This is a genomic window from Bilifractor porci (assembly GCF_009696005.1).
GTDB lineage: Bacteria > Bacillota > Clostridia > Lachnospirales > Lachnospiraceae > Bilifractor > Bilifractor porci.
In genome coordinates, this window is record NZ_VUMV01000001.1 from 225,654 (window position 1) to 246,702 (window position 21,049).

Here is a 21,049-nt window from a genome sequence, read left to right on the forward strand (position 1 = left end):
TCCTTATCAGCGCTTTAGCACGCTACTATGGTATCATATAAAACAACCCTGTCAAGCCCTTTCTTCCAGATCCTTCTGAATCCCGTCCAGATAGGGGACCAGGATTCCGGGTTTCCGGGGCAGGTAAAAGGACGCATCCAGCTCCTCCCGGTGAATCCGTTTCAGTCCTCCGCGGTCCATCCGGTCCAGGAATTTCCGCAGCTCGCGGAACCGGAGATAATAGAGCTGGTCCCGATCGGAATAAAAGATCAGCAGAAAGGCAACCCCCTGCTGTTTCTCAAAATCCTCCATAAAAGCAGCCTGGTGGGGATGGACATTGGCTAAGGGGAAGGTGTCTGTCCGGCACTCCTTCGCGTCAAAGCACACGGGAATGCCCTGCACGGCGCCGATATAGTCCACGGTGCTTTTCTGTTCAAAATAAGCCAGCGTGATATGCCGGCTCTCCTTGTCAATCGTAATCGGTGTGATGGGCGTGGGAACCTTCTGGATCAGCGCCAGCCCTTTTTCTCTGTACTGCTCGTTGGTCCGGTTGACCATGTCCTCCAGCGTAGAGCCGCGCAGCCCGCGGGAATTCCATGTACTCATCGTTCTCCCTCTTCCTTCTCCCGGCCGTTCTCCCTGTTCCGCTTACGCCCTGACACTTACAGAGACCTGTGCAGACCCGGCACTTACCGTATCTGCGCCAATGGTCTCGCTGCCTCATTGGTTACATGCTGTCTGGCCTGCATCCACTCTGTATCCCTCTGCCTCTGTATCCCGGCGCACGCAGACGTTCTTCGCTGCAGGCAGCCGTTTTATTCTTGTAAATGCCATCCTGCCTACCGGCAAAATGGCGTGCTTACACGCCCTACGGATTGTACCAGCCGGCCTCCGCCCCGTGGATGGGTCCGATCTCCCAGACCGGCCAGTAGCGGAACACAGCGTTCCCAAGGATCTCATCCTTCTGGACAAACGTGTTGGTCCAGAAACGGGAATCGTTGGAATCCATCCGGTTGTCCCCCAGGACAAAGTAGCTGTCGGAGGGCACCACAATCGGATAGACAAGATTCCCATCCAGCGTACTGGAAGGCTCCATGCAGAAGCTGTCCTCCAGCGGTGTTTCCGAGCCGTTGATATAGACGCTGCCGTCACGAATATCCACGGTATCTCCCGGCATGCCTATAATTCTCTTGATCAGCAGTTTCTTCGAGTTGTCCGGATCATGGAAAATGATGATGTCATAGCGCTCCGGATCCCGGAATTTATAGGTCAGGCGGCTTCCGAAAATCTGATTTCCGACGCTGACCGTCGGCTCCATGGAAGCGGACGGGATTCTCGCGTTGATAATGATAAACTCCTGCAGCAGCACAATAACCAGAACGACGACGGCGATCATCCGGATATAGCTGAACAGCTCCTTTTTGAAATTCGCGGATTTCTGCCCCTTTTCCCCGTCTGTCCCTTTTCCTGTGTTTTCTATGTGTTCCCGGTCCCGGTCGTCTCTGTTCTGTGATTGGTTCATGTTATTTCCTCTCCGGAGCCCGAAAGAAGGCGCCTGAGTCTCTGGAAATCATCCGGAAGGCCGGCCGTCAGTGTCCTGCCGGAAATCCCGGACAGCGCCGGCAGTTCCGGCAGCTCCGGGAATACGATTTTCCAGGCGTGCAGAGCCTGCCTCCGGAATCCGGTTTGTTTCTTCAGCTCCGCGTTTACAGAATACCTGCCATATTTTACATCACCGGCAACCGGATGTCCAATATAAGCCAGATGGGCGCGTATCTGGTGCGTTTTTCCCGTAACCAGCCGGACTTTCAGCAGGGTGTAGTCCTGTCCCCGGAAGCGGTAGTGTTCCAGGGGCTCGTAGCCCGTCACAATTTCCGCCGCGCCGGGGAAGTCCCTCCCGGAAACCTCCACCTGATTGGACGCCTCGTCCTTCTTCAGCCAGGCGCGGACCGTCCGCTCCTCCCGCATGCTGCCGCACACGGCCGCCAGATAATATTTCTCCACATTCCGTTCCCGGATCAGCCGGGAAAGAGCCTGCGCGGCGTCCAGGGTTTTTGCCGCAAGCACCAGGCCGCTGGTATTTCTGTCCAGGCGGTTCACGACCCCCGGCCGGTAATTCCGAAAATCCTCCTGCGTCATGCCTCCGTCTGTCAAAAGATAGGCGCGCAGCTCTTCCACCAGGGAGTCCTCCCCGGAAGCCGACGGCTGGGAGAGCAGTCCCGCCGGTTTGTTTACGGCCAGCATCCGGGAATCCTGGTAAAGAATCCATTTCTCCGGCAGGGGCTTCGCCTGCAACGCGTCCTCTTTCTCTCCCATAAATTTTTTCAGCGTTTCTTCCGCAAAAAAAAGCTGAATGACATCCCCCTCCCGCAGCAGTTCTCTGCCGGAGGCCTTCTGTCCGTTCAGCTTTATATTCTTTTTCCGGAGCATCTTGTACAGGAATCCGTTTTCCGCTTCCGGAAGATAACGGCGGAGAAATTTATCCAGGCGCTGTTCTGCGTTTTGTTTCCGAATGGTGATTTCTCTCATGAAAACCTGCCTGTCTTAAAGAGCGATAGCCTGAAGCACGGCTGCCTTCTGGTCATCCTGGTCGGTCTCCAGTTCTTCCCTTTTTGCCCGGATCTGATCCACCCGCTCCAGAAATTTATCTTTTTCGGAGACGGAAAAGATTTTCACCGACTCCTTGAACCGCTCTGTCATCAGTGATTTCCGGATGTGTTCTTCCATAAAGTGAATGTTCTGCGGGGTTGTCTTTTCGGAGGAATACGCGGTTACATAAGGACCACAGACGACCGTCGCGTCCAGAAACAGGTTGATGTCCCTGGTCGTCAGATAGAGCTCGTACAGGATCCGGAGATCGCCCCCGTGACGGGCAATCTCCTCGTGCAGCTCCTCCGATACAGGGTGCCGCATCCACATCATGATGGTGCTGACCAGGGACATGGCGCCGGGAATTGTCCCGACGGCCGCCACGATAGAATAAATGTTTTTCCGGTCCCCGTGGTTCAGGATCATCCCCACGGCGAAGATGCCGAACGCCAGGGCAAAAAGCGCCGCTGTTCTGCCGAGTCTTCTGATTTTCTGGCTTCTGATATATCCGTAATCGCCCTTGCTTATTTTCATTCTGGTCCGCCCCGCCTTTTCTGCTGTCTCCGGTCAGTCGTCAGTTTTCTTCAACCCCTCGCCGCGCTCGTTTACCTGTGCCTTATAGGTCTCGGCGATCAGCTGAATCTGCTCGTAAAACCTGGTCAGAAGATCCAGGTTTCCCGTCTGGTAGATCTGGTAGAATTCATCCTGTATTTTTTCCACCTCGCGCTTCGGGGTGATGCGGTACAGGCGCTCGATCGTCACCGCGATGTCCTTGACCATCTGGTTCCGGATCTGGGAAGAGAGCTGCGCGTCCATGACATCCTCCCGCACGGAGGACATCACTTTGTCCAGGGCGCTCACCGCGTTAGCCGCATTGCTCAGGCGGACATCCGCGTGCTCCGGGATCTCTCCCTTGTATTTGTACTGCAGGGAATGCTCGATGGTCGCCCAGAAATCCATGGCCATGGTACGGATCTGAATCTCAACATTGACCGTCCTCGGCCCGTCCAGGGAATTCACAACATATTTCACGACCATATGAAAGCTGCGGTAGCCGCTCTGCTTTTTGTTCCGGATGTAATCCTTGATCTCCACCACTTCAATGTCGCTGCGTTTGGAGATCACGTCCGCGATCCGGCTGATATCCTCTACAAACTGACAGATAATGCGGATTCCCGCAATATCTTCAATTTCCTGCTCTACCCTTTCCAGAGGAACGTTCTTTCTCTGCAGCTTGTCCAGAATACTGGTAATACTCTTGACCCGCCCGATGACATGCTCAATCGGACAGTATCTGCCGAGAACCTGGTATTCCTTCTTCATATAGTTGAATTTCAGCATAAGCTCGTCCACCGCCTGCTCATAGGGGTAGAGAAGCCTGTGCCACTGTACAATATCCATATCTGTTACCTGAATACTTTCTCCGTTTCCCGTAGCCGGAAAAGTGAGAAAGAAAAAGAGCTGCCGCCTGACGCATACAGAGAATATTCCTCCGGAACATCCATCTACGTATGCGCGGAAAGCGACAGCCCCGATATTACAACTTCTGAATTAGTCCTCGTCTCCGTCATCTATGTCATCGTAATCATCGATGTCATCTTCATCCGTATCGGTCGGCGCGGGTGAAGCTGCCTTGTCCGAAGACGCCGTATTTCTGGAGCCCTCCATGGGCGCAAGCTCATTTCTGTTCTGATTGACCAGATCGTAATAGCTCTGCAGTGACATGGTAAACTCGTTGTATTTATCCCCGACTTCGTGCAGGGTATTTCCCATGATGTCGGAAATATTGGAAAGAAGATCGCTGGTGTAACCGATTGCGCTGGTCCGGATGTTGTTGGCGTCTGTCTGAGCCTCATCCACAATATCCTGCGCCTGCTTGTTGGCAGCATTTACTGTTTCGTTGGCCTGAGCATAGGCCTCCTTCATGATTTCGGTATCGGAAATCAGTTTTTTGGCCTGTTCGTGGGCATCCGCCACGATTTTATCCGCCTTGGACTGGGCGTCCGCAAGAATTGCGTCCTTGTTCCCGATAATTTTCTGATAACGCTTGATCTCATCCGGCGTTTTCAGCCTGAGCTCCCGGAGTAATTCTTCCAGCTCCTCCTTGTTTACAATGATCTTGGTTGTAGACAAAGGCTGGTACCGGCAGTTCTCTACATACTCCTCAATTTCTTCGATGATCTGCTCAATTCTGCTGCTGCTCATTTTTACGCTCTCCTCGTATCCCCTTAAATTCATCCGGACGCCCTTCCGTCCCGATTTTCCGGAGCCCGTACTTCTTTTTGATGGCCTCCGCCACAAAATCCGGTACAAACTCACTGATATCTCCACCGAAAGCGGCAACCTCTTTTACCGTAGTGGAACTGAGATACGAATACTGCAGTGAAGTGAACAGGAATGTCGTGTCCACATCCGGAGCAAGCTTTTTATTTGTCTGCGCCATCTGCAACTCATATTCAAAATCCGTAATAAGCCTCAGACCGCGGACAATGACATTCGCCCCGCAGCTTCTCGCAAATTCTACAGAAAGCCCGTTAAAACAGCGCACTTCCACACCCGGAATGTCCTCTGTCGCTTTCCTAAGTATATTAACACGTTCTTCTACAGAAAACAACGGAGTTTTTGCTGAATTAAACAGGACGCCTATGATTACGTGGTCAAAAAGCCGGGAGGATCTTTTGATAATATCAAGGTGTCCGAAGGTGACCGGATCGAACGTTCCGGGGTATACAGCAATACTCATTTCAGTGCTCTTTCTCCTGATTTTCCTTTCGTTTCAGGAATACATGCTCGTTTGTCTTGTACTTTTTTTCGCGCAGGAGACGGTAGCCCAGACTTTCCAGATAAGAAAAATCCGTTCCCAGCCTGGCCTCTACAATAAACAGCGTATCATCTGTCACGCAGGACGCGTCACGGATGGCCTCCAATGCCTGACGCTCCAGGCCGCAGGAATATGGCGGATCAATAAAGACCACGTCAAACGGCTTTTTCGGGCGCAGATTCCGGACCATGGCAGCCGCATCCCCGGCGGCAACGTCCGCATCCGCATCCAGCTTCGTAAAGGCAAGATTTTCCCTTATTACTTTCAGTGCCTGCCGGTTCTGTTCCACAAAGCAGGCGTATTCTGCTCCGCGGCTCAGCGCCTCGATTCCGACGGCCCCGCTTCCCGCAAAAAGGTCAAGAAAATAACAGCCCGGAATCTCCCCCTGGATGATATTGAACAGGGTTTCCTTGATCCGGTCTGTTGTCGGTCGTATTCCGTTTCCGTCAATCGTCCTCAGCGGCAGACTTCTGCACTTTCCGGCGATAACTCTCATGCTTACATATCCTCTTTGTACTGAATTCTCCAGTCGAGATCTCCTCTGTCCAGACCGAGAATCAGCATTTCCGCCGTGGCAATGTTGGTCGCCACAGGGATGTTGTACTGGTCGCAGGCGCGGACAATCTTCGCGACATCCGGCTCCCTGGGCTCTGTGATGGCGGAGTTATAGAAAAAGATGACCATATCCATGTCGTTTCTTTCAATCATTTCCGTGAACTGCTTATCTCCCCCAAGGCTTCCCGCCAGAAATTTATGTACATGAAGATTGGTTACTTCCTCTATTCTGCGGCCGGTTGTTCCAGTTGCATATATCTCATGCCGTGCAAGGATTCCCTTGTACGCAATACAGAAATCTTCAATAAGGCTCTTTTTACTGTTATGTGCAATTATTCCGATGTTCATGCCCGGTGTCATTTCCTTTCTGCAGCTGAAACGATTGTGATTTTAATGTCATCCATTGCACCACATGATAAATGGCAAATTCATTATAACAAATGCACAAGAAAATGGCAATAATATTTGTAATTTTATAGATTATTACCCTAGTGTTTTGCTAACCCACAAGGAAAAGAACGGGTTTTAACGGTATTTGAACAGTATATCCCGGCCGGACGGATGTGTAAAGGCCGCACAGGCCGCATAAAAAACATAAAAAACATAAAAAACGCATAAAAGAGGGCTGCCGCTTCTGTATGCCTGAAGAAAAATTTCCTGCGGGTCTTTCCCGGGATTTTCCTTTCCACATACAAAGCTGCAGCCCGTCTTCCGTCCGACGGTCCGGATTCTATTTACAGCCCGAAGCTGCCTGCCGGCATCTGACCGCAGCAGTAAATTCACTGCCATTCAGTCCGGATTCTTTTTACAGCTCGAAGCTGCCGATATCCTCTCCGTCGTTGATGACATAGTATACTCTTCCGTCCTCCGGCTTTACGTAAAGCTTTACGTCCGCGGTCTTTCTGCCCTCTCTGTCAAGGACGGTATCTGCCTTTTTCAGAATATCATCGAAAGAGAATTCTCTTCCCATATACTGCAGAACCGCAGTGATCTCTCTCTTGGGCTCCTCCGCCTTCTTAACGGCTGTCTTTCTTCTTCCGGCCGGCTTTCTGCCTACCGCTTTTTTCACTTCCTCTTTCACCGGAGCCGCTTCCTTCTTGATTTCTTCCTTCATTGCTTCAACCTTCTTTTCCGCCTGTTCGATTTTATCCGCTGCTTTCTTTGTCAGAGATTCATCCGCTGCTTTTTTCTCAGTCTTCCGGGCACGTGTTTTCGGAGCAGCTTTCTTGACGCTCTTTACAGCGGTATCTACAGACTTCTTTACTGCATCTGCGGTTTCCCTGGCTTTTCCGGCGGCCTCGCCGATTGCCTTCTCCGCATTTTCCTTTACTGCGGCTATCGTTTTTTTCTCTTCTTCTTTTACAGCTGCAGTCTCTGTTATCTTTTCTTCTTTTGGTGCTGCAGTCTCTGTTTTCTTTAATTCTGCCATTTTTTCTCTCCTCCCGGAATGAAAGATCTGATGGCGCCGAATGCGCCGACAGGAAAATCGCTTCTGGTTAATAATAGTTTATAAAACAATAAGAATCAAGATGTCTGCAAATTTTCGTCATTTGACACACAAGAACTCTCTTCTTTCGGAAAACGGTTGTGATTATGACCAGACCAAAACGGCTTTTTTTGTGTAAAACGCACCTTCTGCGGGAACCTCCGCCGCTTTTTTCAATTTTCTGTTTTCTGTTTTTTCAGCAGTTCTTCCACCCTCTCACACAGCGCCCGGTTCTCCGGAAGCTCCAGCCCCGGGTCTTTTTCCAGCGTCCGGCGCACGGCTTTTCCGGCCTCTTTAAGCAGCTCCGCGTCCCGGTAGATGTCCGCGACTTCAAACAGGGCAATTCCGCTCTGGCGGACGCCCAGAAGGTCTCCGGGTCCCCGCAGCTTCAGATCCTGCTCCGCAATGTAAAATCCGTCGTTGGACTTCTGCAGCACCTTCAGACGCTCTGCGGTTTCTTTTTTTCCGTCCCCCTGCATAAAGATGCAGTAGGACTGCGCGCTGCCTCTTCCCACGCGCCCCCGCAGCTGGTGAAGCTGCGCAAGCCCGAACCGCTCCGCGTTTTCGATCAGCATCACGGTGGCGTTCGGGACATTTACGCCGACCTCCACCACCGTGGTGGAAACCAGGACCTGTATGCTTCCATCCGCAAACGCCTCCATAATCTCCTGCTTCTTCTGCGCCTTCATCTGTCCGTGAAGCATTTCCACCCGCACCGCGCCGCCGAAGACCTTTTTCAGTTTTTCCGTGTAATCCGTGACATTTTCACAGGAGATTTCCTCATTGGGTTCTACCATGGGACAGATCACGTATGCCTGGTGCCCCGCTTCTGTCTCCCTGCGGATAAACCGATAGGCATTCTCTCTCCAGGATGTATCCACCACCGCGTTTTTGACCGGAAGCCTCCGGGCGGGCATCTCATCCAGAATGGAGATATCCAGATCTCCGTACAGAATCATGGCCAGCGTTCTGGGAATGGGCGTGGCACTCATGACCAGGACATGGGGTTCGGCGCCGCCCCCGCCTGTGCCCTGCGTCCCTTTTTCCGCCAGCGTCTCTCTCTGACGGACGCCAAAGCGGTGCTGCTCGTCGGTGATGACCAGGCCCAGTCTTTCAAAATCGACGGATTCCTGAATGAGCGCGTGGGTGCCGATGATCATACGGGTTCTGCCGGAGCGTATCTCTTCCTTTATCTCTTTCTTTTCCTTCGCCGTGCAGCTTCCGCGGAGCAGCACAGGATGAAAATCAGACAGGCTGTTTTTTTCCAGAAGCTCTGTAAGTGCCTTGTAATGCTGCATGGCAAGAACCTCCGTCGGAGCCATCAGCGCGCTCTGGGAACCATTTTGCGCCGCCATGATCATAGCCAGAAAGGCCAGGATCGTTTTGCCGCTTCCCACATCTCCCTGGATCAGGCGGTTCATCAGATGCTGCCCGGACAGATCTTTTTCGAGCTCTCTCCAGACCCGCTGCTGCGCCCCCGTCAAAGGATAGGGAAGACTCTCCGCCGCCTGCTCGGTGACCCAGGTCTTCTTCATAGGAAAATGGTTCGGCGCCGCGTTTTTCCCTGCTTTCATCCTCTCCACACCCAGAAGGAACAGGAAAAACTCACCGAAGGCCAGACGGCTTCTGGCTTTCTGCAGGACTGCCCGGCTTTCCGGAAAATGGATTTGCCGCAGGGCGTCGTTGATTCCGCACAAGTCGTAACTCGCGCGAATCTCTTCCGGAAGATAATCGCGCTCCGCGGGTTTCATCTCCAGCAGCTGCTGCACAGCCTTCCGGACCGTTCGGTTGGAGAGCCCCGCCGTGAGACTGTAGACCGGGAGCAGCTGCCCGCAGATTTTATCGTATTCCTCCGGCCGGAAGAGCTCCGGATGTTCCATGATTCTTCTGCCGCCTTTTTCCGTGACAGACCCGCGGAAGATATACGTTTTTCCCACCTGTAGGGTGCTCCGCAGAAAAGGCATGTGAAACCAGTTCACCTGCAGGGTTTTTCCCCCGTCCCGGAGGGTGACCATGGTAATCGACTGTTTCCCGAAGGTTCGTACCGAGGGCCGAGCCGTCAGAACAGCTCTCACGGCGTTCTTTTCACCCGGAACAGCTTCCCCCGCGGAGACAGGTTCCTCGTAGCAGTCATATTCTCTCGGATAATAATGAAGAAGATCCTCCAGGCTGCGGATTCCGGCCTTTGCAAACAGCAGTTCTGTTTTTTCCCCGATTCCCTTCAGCGCCCGCAGGGGCTGATCCTGTAAATTCATCGCATTCCTTCCTCTTTCCAGGTTTCCGATCTTCACGTTTTCTCTGACGTTTTCTATTCCAAGCAGCGTACCGCTTATCTCTGTCTCCGTCTTTTTAAGCACTGCGGTGTATCACTTGTCTCTGTCTCCGTCTTTTTAAGCGCCGCAGCGTATCACTGGTCTCTGTCTCTGTCTTTTCTAAGCGCCGCAGCGGATCTCTTTGTCCCTACCTGTATTTCAACGCGGCGATTGAAAAATAAAAAAAATACTTGCGCAGTCCGCAACCGGATAAAAAAACAGCCATACCGCGCGGAAAATCCAACCGGAAAACCACGCTGTATGGCCAATATGCATTTTTTGTACGGTGCCGCCGCCAAATCTTCCGAAAAACGCTTTTTATTCCACGGAGATAATACAGTAATAAACCGGCTGGCCTCCGTTATTTACTTCCACATCACAGTCCGGGTAACGGGAGGTAAGCTCTCTCGCCACGCGGTTCGCGTTTTCTTCTGAAAACTCTTTCCCGTAATAGATGCTGATCAGCGCGGCATCATCCGTCATCATGGCTGCAACCGCCTCCAGAGCAGTCTCCTGAATATCCCGGCCCACGGCAAGCATGCCGGAATCTCCCACCGCCATAATGTCGCCCTGATGAATCTCCTTGTCATCGATCGTCGTATCGCGGATCGCATAGGTAATCTCACAGGTCTTTACAGTAGTAATCACATCGTTCATTGCCTTCTGGTTCTCCTCGATCGTCTTATCCGGATCGTAGGAGATGATGGCTGAGATTCCCTGGGGAACGGTCTTGGTCGGAATGACGATGACGTTTTTCTCCTGCACCAGTTCCCGTGCCTGGTTCGCAGCCATAATGATATTAGAATTATCCGGGAAGAGGAAAATATTTTCCGCGTTGACCATGTCCACGGCGTTCAGCACATCCTCTGTGCTGGGATTCATAGTCTGGCCGCCGGAAATCACATAGTCCACATCAAGCCCCTGCAGAATCTCGCGGAAGCCGTCACCGGCTGCTACGGCAATAAATCCCGCCTTTTTCGGAGGGTTCGACTTTTTTGCCTCTGCCTCTTTTTCCAGCTCCAGCTTCTTTGTATCCTTAATCAGCTTTTCCCGGTGCTCCACCCTCATGTTGTCGATCTTCATGTTGGTCAGGTAGCCGTAGGTAAGAGCCTTGCTGATGGCCATTCCCGGATCGTTGGTGTGAACATGTACTTTTACCAGCTCCGGATCCGGTACCAGGACTATCGAGTCTCCGATTTCCGTAAGGAAGCGGCGAAGCTCCTCCACCTGGCTGCCGGAAAGTGCTTTTTCCAGGTTGATGATAAATTCGGTGCAGTAGCCGAATTTAATATCCTCGTCATTGATGGTCTCGACATTCTGCTTTGTGGTCTCCGGCTTGGCAAAATTCAGGTCGATTTCCTTTCCCATCAGCGCGTCATACGCGCCCTCCATGACCACCATCAGCCCCTGGCCGCCGGAGTCCACAACGCCTGCTTCCTTCAGGACAGGAAGCATGTCCGGCGTCTTGGCCAGCGTCTGGTTCCCGTAATCGATAATGGATTTCAGATAGGCGGGAAGATCCATCTGCCCGTCCGCCAGCTTCCGGGCTATTTTCGACATTTCCCTGGCCACCGTGAGGATGGTTCCCTCCTTCGGCTTGATGACTGCCTTGTAGGCGGTCTCCACTGCTTTCTCGCAGGCGTCGGCGATCAGCGGAATATCGATGGTCTCGCTTCCCCGGACAGTTTTGGTAAAGCCGCGGAGCAGCTGGGAGAGAATAACGCCGGAATTTCCTCTGGCGCCGCGCAGGCTTCCGTTGGAAATAGCCTTGCAGAGTTCCTTCATGGTCAGCTTGTCCAGGGACTGTACCTCCCTGGCGGCAGACGTAATGGTCATGGTCATATTGGTACCGGTATCACCGTCCGGAACAGGAAAGACATTTAATTCGTTGATCCATTCCTTCTTTACATCCAGATTCTGTGCGCCGGCCAGAAACATTTTAGCCAGAAGTGCGGCGTCCATTGTTTTCTCAGACACAGCAATATCCTCCTTCATCAGTCAATTACACGCACGCCCTCGACAAGAATGCGTACATGCTCTACCTTCATGCCTGTAAATTCCTCCAGGCGGTATTTCACACTTTCGATCAGGTTATCCGCCACGGTGGATATGCTGACCCCGTAGGCAACGATGACATGAAAATCCAGAGATATCCTGTTGTTCTCGATGCTTACATTGATGCCATGTTTCAGGCTGTCCCTTTTCAGCAGACGGACAAGCCCGTCCTTCATATTTACGGCGGCCATGCCTACAATCCCGAAGCATTCCACCGCAACGCTTCCCGCATAGGTGGCAATCACGTCCGGATTGATGATTACTTCACCCAGGCTGGTTTCAATTTTCCCTTTCATTGTGAGCCTCCTCTCCACGGTATACACCGGATGCAGGTTTTCCAATTCCTAAGTATAACCGAAATCCGGAGTTTTGGAAACTATCATTTCAGGAAGGCATCCAGCGCTTCTCTCTGCGCGTTATAATCCTCCACACCCAGATCATACAGTTTCCTGTTTTCTTCGGCGTCCATCGCAAATGTGCCCATTTCCAGCGGCTTACTGGGGGCGAAAACGAATACCTTCCCCTCTTTTTCCAGGTCATAGACATGCTTCATATGCTTCGGATAAGTGATGTGGCGGTTATTCAGCATATGAACGATGGCCGGATATTTGCGGCAGGCCACCGTGTAGAACAACTTCATCTTTTCCGGTTTTTTTACGAAGCTCCTGGGCTTGGAGAGAATAACGACCACGCGGCTGCAGCCCTGCGAGAACGCCCTGTCCACCGGGATCGGATCCGACATGCCCCCGTCATAATAGGGAATCCCGTCGATGACTCTCGGCCTGCAGGCGGCGGGCAGCGCGCAGGAAGCCTTGACATACTCGTAATCATCCTGCTTCATCTGCTTTCCGGAGAAATACCGGGGCAGCCCGGTATAGGCACTGGTGGCAACCAGCTCGTACTCTGTGGGATTTGCCATGATCGCGGGAAAATCCAGCGGATCCGTCCCGTAGGAGTTGGTACAGTCGGAATAGATGTAATCCAGGCCGAACAGATCTCCTGTCCTGCGGAAGCTCCGAAAGCCGAAATAACCGGGTTCATGGATGTGCTCGGTATAAAAGCGGAGATTTCTTCCCCTCTGGCCGGCCAGATAGGAAGCTACATTGGCGGAACCGGCGGAGACGCCTATGGCATAATCAAAGGTAATCCTGTCATCCAGAAACTTATCCAGCACCCCGGCGCTGTAGGCGCATTTCATACCGCCGCCTTCCACGACCAATCCTGTTTTCTCCATGTGATTCCTCCCGTAAGCTTTTCAAGCCAGTATTCTTTTTATCTCTTAAAAAACAGGGAACCGCAGCCTCCTGCGGGAAAAGAATTTTCTTCCGGAACCTCCGGTATATTCTTCTCCTCATCAATCAAGCTGCAGCTCCCTGATATCGGCGCGCGCACGGCGCGCCGCCACAGAAGCTTTTACGCAAACTTCTTACTTTACAACAATATTCAGAATCCGGCCCGGAACATAAATTTCCTTTACAATCGTTTTTCCTTCCAGGTATTTGGCCACATTCGGCTCTGCTTTTCCCCTGGAAAGAGCCTCTTCTCTCGGACAGTCTACCGCAAGCCGGATGGAGGCACGGACCTTACCGTTCACCTGTACGCCGATCTCCTTTTCCGCGTCGCGGGTCTTGTCCTCGTCATAGGACGGCCATTCGGAAACCGTCAGGAAGGTTTTCCCGTCCGGATTCATGCCGATGTACTGCCACATCTCCTCTGTGATATGGGGAGCAAACGGGGAAAGCAGCTTGATAAAGGTGATCAAATCCGCCTTGGTTATGCTTCCGGCTTTTGTAAATTCGTTCAGCAGTGTCATCAGCGCGGCTATGGCCGTGTTAAACTTCATGTTCTCGATATCATCGGAGACCTTTTTGATGGTCTTGTGCAGGTCTGCCTCGATCTGCGGATCCTCTTTCTCCGCGGTCATGATGTCCGTCAGTCCGGCGACACGGTCCAGGAAACGGCGGCATCCCTTTACCGATTCATCGCTCCAGGGAGCGGCGCTGGCGTAATCGCCCATGAACATGACATAGGTCCGCAGTGTATCTGCGCCGTACTCGTTGACGATGTCCACCGGATCAATCACATTCCCCTTGGATTTGGACATCTTCTCTCCGTCCGCGCCGAGGATCATCCCCTGGTAAGTACGCTTCGCGTAGGGCTCCGGTGTGTTTACCTCGCCGATATCGTAGAGGAAGTGATGCCAGAACCGGGAGTACAGCAGGTGACGGGTCACATGCTCCATTCCCCCGTTGTAGTGGTCCACCGGCATCCAGTATTCCAGCTTCTTTCTGTCGGCAAATACCTTGTCGTTGTGCGGATCGCAGAACCGCAGGAAATACCAGGAAGATCCTGCCCACTGCGGCATGGTGTCTGTCTCCCTTTTGGCCGGTCCTCCGCATTTGGGACAAGTGCAGTTTACAAATTCAGGAATTTTAGCCAGCGGGGACTGTCCGTCCGTACCCGGCTCAAAGTTCTTGACCGGGGGGAGCTCCAGCGGAAGCTCGTTTTCCGGAACCAGCACCGTCCCGCACTTAGGGCAGTGAATCAGCGGAATCGGCTCGCCCCAGTATCTCTGGCGGTTAAATGCCCAGTCCTTCATCTTATACTGGACTCCCTTGCGCCCGATGCCTTTTTCCGTCAGGTATTCCAGCATTTTCTCAATGGAGTCTTTTTTATTTGTCAATCCGTTCAGGAAACCGGAATTGATCATCTCGCCGTCGCCGGTATAAGCTTCCTTTTCAATGTCCCCGCCTTTGATGACCTGGATAATTTCCATTCCGAATTTTTTCGCGAACTCGTAATCACGCTGGTCGTGGGCCGGTACAGCCATTATCGCGCCAGTTCCGTAACCCATCATGACATAATCCGCGATAAACAGCGGGATTTTCTTTCCGGTAATCGGGTTTACTGCCGCCAGTCCGTCTATCTTTACACCGGTCTTGTCTTTCACCAGCTGCGTCCGCTCAAATTCTGTCTTTTTCGCGCACTCCTGCCGGTAGGCCTCCACATCACTCCAGTTTTTGATGCGGTCCTTGTATTTATCCAGCACCGGGTGTTCCGGAGCAACCACCATGAAGGTAACGCCGAAGAGCGTATCACAGCGTGTGGTGTAGATTTCCAATTTTTCATCGGTCCCGTCCAGCGGGAAGTCTACAAACGCGCCCGTGGATTTTCCGATCCAGGAGATTTCCTGCTGCTTGATGCTTTCCGGATAATCCACATGATCCAGTCCCTCCAGCAGCTTATCCGCATACTGGGTGATGCGGAGGAACCAGACGTCCTTGGACAGCTGGACCACATCGTTGTGGCAGATATCACACTTGCCTCCCTGTGAATCTTCATTGGAAAGGACAACCTTGCAGTGCGGGCAGTAATTGACCAGCGTCTTAGACCGGAATACCAGGCCGTGTTCAAACAGTTTTTCAAAGATCCACTGTGTCCAGTGATAGTAATCCTTTCGAGATGTCGCAAATTCTCTGTCCCAGTCGAAGGAGAACCCGACGCTCTTCAGCTGCTCTGTAAAATGCCGGATATTTTTCTCTGTGATGTCGTGCGGATGCGTATTGGTCTTGATGGCATAGTTTTCCGCCGGAAGTCCGAAGGAATCAAAACCGATGGGGAACAGCACGTTATATCCCTGCATTCTCCGCTTTCTGGAGAGAATTTCAATGCTGGAATACGCCTTGATATGTCCGACATGCATTCCCGCTCCTGACGGATAAGGAAATTCTACCAGTCCGTACCATTTCGGCTTCGGAGAAAAATCCACTGCCTGAAAGACCTTGTTTTCTTCCCAGGCTTTCTGCCATTTTGGTTCAATCCGCTTAAAATTGTATTTCATTCTGCAGCCCTTCTTCCGGTAAAAAGTTCCGCCGCCTCCGGCGGCAAATCTAATCTGTTCGCAGCTGAACAATCCTGCTTATTATGACGCAAACGCGGCTTCCGTGTCAACCCTTGCCAGAAGTGTGCCGCGGACATATAAGCCCGAAATGTACCACAGGCATCGCCCGAAGCGTCCGAAGCGTTATCCGAAGTGCCTTTCAGCCTCATTTCGGAAGTCGTTCGGAAGCTCCGTTCGGCTCCTATTTCGGAAATTAAAAATTGTTCTTGACGATAGTAGGGTGAGATGTTAGAATTACCAATGTTGCCGGAGCAATCCGGACAGATGCGGAAGTGTCGGAATTGGTAGACGAGCAAGACTAAGGATCTTGTGGTAGCAATACCGTGAGGGTTCGATTCCCTTCTTCCGCATATTTTTATCCCGCTGTCTTACACAAGACAGCGGGCTTTTTTTGTGTATAAGTCCAGTCGTAATGTCGTTGACCATGGGGAGTTTACTCACCAATGGTCAACGACATTAACGACGACAACAGGAATGAGCATGAAATGACGCAGGGACTTATACACTTACCAGAACGTCCAGTCGTAATGCAATATACTTTCAGATCAGCTTCATCACGTCGTTGATGGTCACATAGACCATGAACACCATCAGTACCATCAGTCCTGCAAAGTTAATCCTGCCTTCCAGCTCCCGGTTTGAGGGCTTTCGCCGTACTGCCTCGATCAGCAGCATCAGCGTTCTTCCGCCGTCAAGCGCCGGCAGGGGAAGAAGGTTCATAATCCCGACGTTCACTGTAATCAGGCAGAGGACGTTCAGGACAGTCATGAGGGTAATCAGGGCTCCTTCCGGCTGCGCCTCCTCATAGGCGTCCCCGACAGTCTTAACAATGCCGACCGGTCCCGACATATCGGCAATCGTGAATGTACCGTTGAACAGACTGGCAAGCGATTTGAATGTCGTGTGAAGCCAGTATTCCATATCTCCGAAGGTATACTGGATGGTCTGGAGGAAGGGAAGTTTTTCCCTGGCCATATTGAAGCTGAAGCCCAGGTCTCCGTTTGTAACCTCCTGAGGCTGCAGGCCGTCCAGCTCTATGGTGCGGTTTCCTCTCCGCAGGGTGATGTTTACCTCTCCCCGGCTGAGCGGGTTTTCCGCAAGATACTGCTGCAGCTCTTCCATGGAAGAAATTTCCGTTCCGTTGATCGCTGTCAGATAATCCCCTGTTTCCGCGCCCGCTTTCCGGAGGACGCCGTTTTTATCCAGTCTTGTAATCTGTACTCCGTCGGACGTCTCGCTGTAGGAAAAGCCCAGCATGTACTTCTTATAGATATCCGGGCTGTAGACTGCCTTGTAGTTCTTCCCGTCTCTGGTATAGGAGATGGTGACAGTATCTGTCGGAACCCCGTCCATAACCAGATCGATATACATCTCTCTTCCGTTTGCGATTCCGTTTCCCTGATAGCGTGTAATCAGATCGCCTTCCCGGAGTCCGGCCGCTTCCGCCGCGGATCCGGCTTCCACCTGCGTAATTCTGGCGGGATCGGAACCGATGCAGGAAATGACAACCAGAGACGCGGCAAAACCGAGAATCAGATTAAAAACCGGTCCTGCCAGAACCACGCTGATCCTTCTCCAGACGGCCGCCTTGTTAAAGCTGCCCTCCTGCTCATTTCCCTCGTCATCCTCGTCCTCTCCGAGCATGGAGCAGGAACCGCCGAACGGAAGAAGTTTCCAGGCATACACCGTTCCGCTTTTTTTACTTTTATGCTTCAGGATAGTGGGACCCATGCCAAGGGCAAATTCCAGCACCACAATATGGTTCAGCCTTGCAAAAAGAAAGTGTCCGAACTCATGAAACAGAATGACAACGCTGAAAATCAGCAGTCCGACTATAATCTTCAATCACTCCACCTGCCTTTAATCCAGTCTCTGGTAGCCTTCTCCGTTTCCAGAATCTGTCCCAGATCCGGATCCGGAATCCGCCTGTGATGATCCATTGCCTGTGCAATGATGTCATAGATATCCAGGAATCCGATTTTTTTCTGCAGGAACAGCGCTACCGCCTGTTCATTTGCCGCGTTAAATACCGTGCGCATGGAACCGCCCTCCCTTGCCGCCCGCAGCGCCAGAGGAATACCCGAAAAGGTCTCCGTATCCGGTTCCTCAAAGGCAATCTGCCGGAGGGTATGAAAATCAACCCGCGGAATAACGGTCTGCCTCCGCTCCGGATAATAGAGTGCGTACTCGATGGGAAGCCGCATATCCGGCTCGCTGATCTGGGCGAGAATCGCGCCGTCGCAGAATTCCACCATGGAATGTACCAGGCTCTGCGGCTGTACCACGACGCCGATTTTATCCAGCGGCATATCGAACAGGAAACCTGCCTCGATAATCTCCAGTCCCTTGTTTACCAGGGTCGCGGAATCGATGGTGATTTTCGCCCCCATACTCCAGTTCGGATGCTTCAGCGCATCCTCCGGACGCATATTTTTCAGCTCTTCCCTCTTTTTGCCGCGGAAAGGACCGCCCGAAGCGGTAATCCAGAGTTTGTAGACTTCTCCGTGCTTTCCTCCCTGCAGGCACTGAAACAGCGCACAATGCTCGCTGTCAACCGGGAGGATCCGGACCCGGTTCTTCTCTGCCAGCGGCATAATCAGATGCCCGGCAGTGACCAGCGTCTCCTTATTGGCCAGCGCAATATCCTTTCCTGCCTCTATGGCCGCCATGGTCGGGCGGATCCCGATCATGCCGACAATCGCTGTGACCAGGACATCCGATTCCGGCATCTGCGCCAGTTCGATCAGTCCGTCCATGCCGGAGGCCACACGGGTATCGGTATCCGCGATCCGTACCCGCAGATCCGCCGCCGCTTCCTCCGATCCGGCAACCGCCAGAAGCGGATGGAATTCCCTCACCTGTTTTTCCAGCAGCTCCACGTTCCGGTTCGCCGAGAGCCCGGCCACCTGTATATCACCGTTTCTTCTAACCACATCCAGGGTCTGTGTCCCGATGGACCCGGTAGACCCCATAACCGCTATTGTTTTCATAAGCACATTCTCCGCAGATGCTTTTACAGAATCGTAACCCCCAGAAGATAAATGACCGGTGCCGTAAAGATCACGCTGTCAAACCGATCCATGACTCCCCCGTGGCCGGGTATCAGTTTACCGTAATCCTTGATTCCCGCGTTCCGCTTTATGGCAGAGGCGGCCAGATCTCCGATCATGGAAACCAGGGCGCCGAAAAGGCAGATGGCCACATACTCCAGGCGGGGTCCGCGGGTAAGAGACGCGTAGAGCAGGCCGAGAAGCATGGCTCCGGCAATTCCGCCGACTGCGCCCTCGATGGTCTTTTTAGGACTCAGCACAGGCGCCATTTTATGTTTTCCGAACACCCTTCCCGCGCAGTAGGCGCAGGTATCGCATCCCCAGGAGGCGATAAAGGTAAGCCAGACCAGATACCTGCCCGTATCCAGCATGCGTGTCTGATAGACAAAGGAAAGCATCACGCCGCAGTACAGAATTCCGAAGAAAGCCCCCATCACCTGGGGATAACGGTATCTGGGATAGGTAAACACATAGACGAACATGAGCAGGACCAGACCCAGGATCAGGGCCAGGACCTGGAGCCTTCCGTAGAAAAGATGAAGGCTGGCATAATAGAGAACAACACCGGCCATTGCCGCCGCTTCCAGCGGGCCGGTCCTGGTATTTTCTTCCACGACACCGATAGCTTTATCCAACTCCCGCAGGCCGATCAGCGAAAGGATCAGCGTTGTAAAAAACAGAATCCAGCCCCCGTTGATAATCGTCAGAAGGGCAGCCAGAAGAAGGACACCGCCGCTGATTGTCCTGGTGATAAAGGAATTATGGATGTTTCTGGTCAGGAACTGAACTATCAGAACAACAGCCAGCGCCAAAAGCGCGATAATATCCCAAGTCTGCATGTTTCTTACTCCTTACTTTGTCGGTTATTGTTTTACTCCGCCGAACCTGCGGTCCCTGCGGTTATATTTGTCAATCGCCTTTTCCAGCTCTTCTTCATTAAAAGCCGGCCATGGGACATCGGTAAAATAAAACTCCGTGTATGCCAGCTGCCAGAGCAGGAAGTTGGAAATCCGCTCTTCCCCGCTGGTGCGGATCAGAAGGTCCGGATCGGGGATTCCGGCCGTGTCCAGATAAGAGGCAAAGCAGTCCTCGGTCATATCCGCCTCTGTGATTTTTCCCTCTCTGGCATCCGCGATGATTTTTCCGGCCGCCCGGCGGATCTCATCCCTGCCCCCGTAATTCAGCGCAATCTGGAAGAACATCTTGTCATAACCGGCGGACATCCCCTCCAGCTCCCGGATCATATCCTGGATGTCCGGCGCAAGACCGGTCGGATCTCCGATGATTTTCACACGCATCTGCCGCTTAACGGCATTTTTTTCGCACCGCTTGAGATACCTGCGGAACAGGTTCATCAGGACGCCGATCTCCTCGGACGAACGTTTCCAGTTCTCTGTGGAAAACGCATAGACCGTCAGATATTTCACCCCTCTGTCGCAGATGACGTTGCACATCTTTTCCAGATTGTCACACCCCACCACATGTCCGTAGCTTCTGGGCATTCCCCTCTTCTTTGCCCACCGCCCGTTGCCGTCAAGAATAATGGCAATGTGATTCGGTATTTTTTTCTCTTCTTCCATAAAAAATCCCATTCCCCTTCAGATATCCGAAAAAAAGCAAAAGAGTACAGAACCAGGCCCGAAGGTCCGGCGCTGTACTCCCTCTCATTTGTTCTGTTTTTCAGACAGTCATCAGTTCCTTTGTCTTGGTCTCGATCCTGGTGTCTATCTCTTTGATGTATTTATCCGTGAGTTTCTGAATCTCCTCCTGGAGTTCCTTTACGGTGTCCTCGGACACGGACTCGTCTGTTTTTTCCAGTTTTTTGAAGGATTCGTTCGCGTCCCTGCGGATATTCCGGACAGCCACCTTGGCCGCCTCTCCTTTTTTCCGGACATCCTTAACCAGCTCTTTTCTGCGTTCCTCGGTGAGCTCCGGGAAAACAAGGCGGATGACCCTTCCGTCGGTGTTCGGATTGATTCCGAGATCGGAGGTCTGGATTGCCTTCGTAATCTCCTTGATCAGCGATGTCTCCCATGGCTGAATCTGGATCATTCTGGCTTCCGGGACCGTGATGTTGGCCACCTGCTGAAGCGGTGTGGGTGCCCCGTAATAATCTACGGTAATACGGTCAAGCACATGGGGATTTGCCCTTCCGGCTCTTATGGCCGCCAGATCGCTTTCCATGCTGGCAATGGTCTTTGTCATTTTGGAATCGTAGATTTTAATTTTTTCGTCCATTGTAAAACCCTCTCATCATTTTTCTTTCGCCTGCGCGCCGCATCCGGGACGTTCGGAGGTATC

20 protein-coding genes and 1 tRNA gene are annotated in these 21,049 nt (G+C 52.4%); 1 reads left to right on the plus strand and 20 read right to left on the minus strand.

Going from position 1 to position 21,049, the window contains the following annotated elements:
* Window positions 1–51: 51 nt before the first annotated feature.
* The 15 genes from FYJ60_RS00985 to leuS all read right to left on the minus strand — a co-directional run bounded on the left by FYJ60_RS00985 (window position 52) and on the right by leuS (window position 15,638).
* Entirely contained in the window at window positions 52–585 is a 534-nt protein-coding gene (locus FYJ60_RS00985) for a Holliday junction resolvase RecU (RefSeq protein WP_154456724.1), read from the minus strand.
* Window positions 586–847: 262 nt separating this feature from the next.
* On the minus strand, window positions 848–1,501 hold the full coding sequence (gene lepB / locus FYJ60_RS00990) for a signal peptidase I (protein ID WP_154456725.1): 654 nt from the start codon (window positions 1,499–1,501) through the stop codon (window positions 848–850).
* A complete protein-coding gene (locus tag FYJ60_RS00995) occupies window positions 1,498–2,508 on the minus strand; it encodes an RluA family pseudouridine synthase (protein ID WP_154456726.1) in 1,011 nt (336 codons plus the stop codon). The genes lepB and FYJ60_RS00995 overlap by 4 nt, the downstream gene beginning before the upstream one ends.
* A gap of 15 nt (window positions 2,509–2,523) precedes the next feature.
* A complete protein-coding gene (locus FYJ60_RS01000) occupies window positions 2,524–3,102 on the minus strand; it encodes a hypothetical protein (RefSeq protein ID WP_154456727.1) in 579 nt (192 codons plus the stop codon).
* Window positions 3,103–3,135: 33 nt separating this feature from the next.
* Complete coding sequence (locus FYJ60_RS01005; protein ID WP_154456728.1) at window positions 3,136–3,969, minus strand: GTP pyrophosphokinase; 834 nt, start codon at window positions 3,967–3,969, stop codon at window positions 3,136–3,138.
* 150 nt (window positions 3,970–4,119) lie between these two features.
* Window positions 4,120–4,773 (minus strand): ATPase, encoded by a 654-nt coding sequence (locus tag FYJ60_RS01010; RefSeq protein WP_154456729.1) that lies wholly within the window; start codon window positions 4,771–4,773, stop codon window positions 4,120–4,122.
* Window positions 4,754–5,311 carry a pantetheine-phosphate adenylyltransferase gene (gene coaD, locus FYJ60_RS01015; protein WP_154456730.1) on the minus strand — a complete coding sequence of 186 codons (558 nt, stop codon included), beginning with the start codon at window positions 5,309–5,311 and terminating at the stop codon, window positions 4,754–4,756. Before coaD ends, FYJ60_RS01010 begins: the two co-directional genes overlap by 20 nt.
* Window position 5,312: 1 nt before the next feature.
* Complete coding sequence (gene rsmD / locus FYJ60_RS01020; protein ID WP_154456731.1) at window positions 5,313–5,885, minus strand: 16S rRNA (guanine(966)-N(2))-methyltransferase RsmD; 573 nt, start codon at window positions 5,883–5,885, stop codon at window positions 5,313–5,315.
* Window positions 5,886–5,887: 2 nt separating this feature from the next.
* Entirely contained in the window at window positions 5,888–6,292 is a 405-nt protein-coding gene (locus tag FYJ60_RS01025; RefSeq protein ID WP_154456732.1) for a methylglyoxal synthase, read from the minus strand.
* 457 nt (window positions 6,293–6,749) lie between these two features.
* Window positions 6,750–7,373: a DUF6465 family protein gene (locus FYJ60_RS01030; RefSeq protein WP_154456733.1), complete on the minus strand. Its 624-nt coding sequence runs from the start codon at window positions 7,371–7,373 to the stop codon at window positions 6,750–6,752.
* A gap of 230 nt (window positions 7,374–7,603) precedes the next feature.
* Window positions 7,604–9,685 carry an ATP-dependent DNA helicase RecG gene (recG, locus tag FYJ60_RS01035; RefSeq protein ID WP_154456734.1) on the minus strand — a complete coding sequence of 694 codons (2,082 nt, stop codon included), beginning with the start codon at window positions 9,683–9,685 and terminating at the stop codon, window positions 7,604–7,606.
* A gap of 375 nt (window positions 9,686–10,060) precedes the next feature.
* The gene (locus FYJ60_RS01040) at window positions 10,061–11,719 is read right to left on the minus strand and encodes a DAK2 domain-containing protein (RefSeq protein WP_330579063.1); all 1,659 of its coding nucleotides are present in this window, start codon (window positions 11,717–11,719) and stop codon (window positions 10,061–10,063) included.
* 17 nt (window positions 11,720–11,736) lie between these two features.
* Window positions 11,737–12,093, minus strand: coding sequence for an Asp23/Gls24 family envelope stress response protein (locus tag FYJ60_RS01045; protein ID WP_154456735.1), 357 nt, complete (start codon window positions 12,091–12,093; stop codon window positions 11,737–11,739).
* An 83-nt stretch (window positions 12,094–12,176) separates the two neighbouring features.
* Window positions 12,177–13,031 carry a patatin-like phospholipase family protein gene (locus tag FYJ60_RS01050; RefSeq protein ID WP_154456736.1) on the minus strand — a complete coding sequence of 285 codons (855 nt, stop codon included), beginning with the start codon at window positions 13,029–13,031 and terminating at the stop codon, window positions 12,177–12,179.
* A 192-nt stretch (window positions 13,032–13,223) separates the two neighbouring features.
* Complete coding sequence (leuS, locus tag FYJ60_RS01055) at window positions 13,224–15,638, minus strand: leucine--tRNA ligase (RefSeq protein WP_154456737.1); 2,415 nt, start codon at window positions 15,636–15,638, stop codon at window positions 13,224–13,226.
* A gap of 326 nt (window positions 15,639–15,964) precedes the next feature.
* Here leuS and FYJ60_RS01060 point away from each other — a divergent pair.
* Window positions 15,965–16,048, plus strand: a tRNA-Leu gene (locus FYJ60_RS01060).
* Window positions 16,049–16,238: 190 nt separating this feature from the next.
* On the opposite strand, the gene rseP is transcribed toward FYJ60_RS01060, so the two are convergent.
* The 5 genes from rseP to frr all read right to left on the minus strand — a co-directional run bounded on the left by rseP (window position 16,239) and on the right by frr (window position 20,986).
* A complete protein-coding gene (gene rseP / locus FYJ60_RS01065) occupies window positions 16,239–17,543 on the minus strand; it encodes an RIP metalloprotease RseP (protein WP_154456738.1) in 1,305 nt (434 codons plus the stop codon).
* A complete protein-coding gene (locus FYJ60_RS01070) occupies window positions 17,540–18,688 on the minus strand; it encodes a 1-deoxy-D-xylulose-5-phosphate reductoisomerase (RefSeq protein WP_154456739.1) in 1,149 nt (382 codons plus the stop codon). The genes rseP and FYJ60_RS01070 overlap by 4 nt, the downstream gene beginning before the upstream one ends.
* Before the next feature lie 23 nt (window positions 18,689–18,711).
* Window positions 18,712–19,587 carry a phosphatidate cytidylyltransferase gene (locus FYJ60_RS01075; protein ID WP_154456740.1) on the minus strand — a complete coding sequence of 292 codons (876 nt, stop codon included), beginning with the start codon at window positions 19,585–19,587 and terminating at the stop codon, window positions 18,712–18,714.
* Window positions 19,588–19,611: 24 nt separating this feature from the next.
* A complete protein-coding gene (gene uppS, locus FYJ60_RS01080) occupies window positions 19,612–20,328 on the minus strand; it encodes a polyprenyl diphosphate synthase (protein ID WP_154456741.1) in 717 nt (238 codons plus the stop codon).
* A gap of 100 nt (window positions 20,329–20,428) precedes the next feature.
* A complete protein-coding gene (gene frr, locus FYJ60_RS01085; RefSeq protein ID WP_154456742.1) occupies window positions 20,429–20,986 on the minus strand; it encodes a ribosome recycling factor in 558 nt (185 codons plus the stop codon).
* Between the last annotated feature and the right edge of the window lie 63 nt (window positions 20,987–21,049).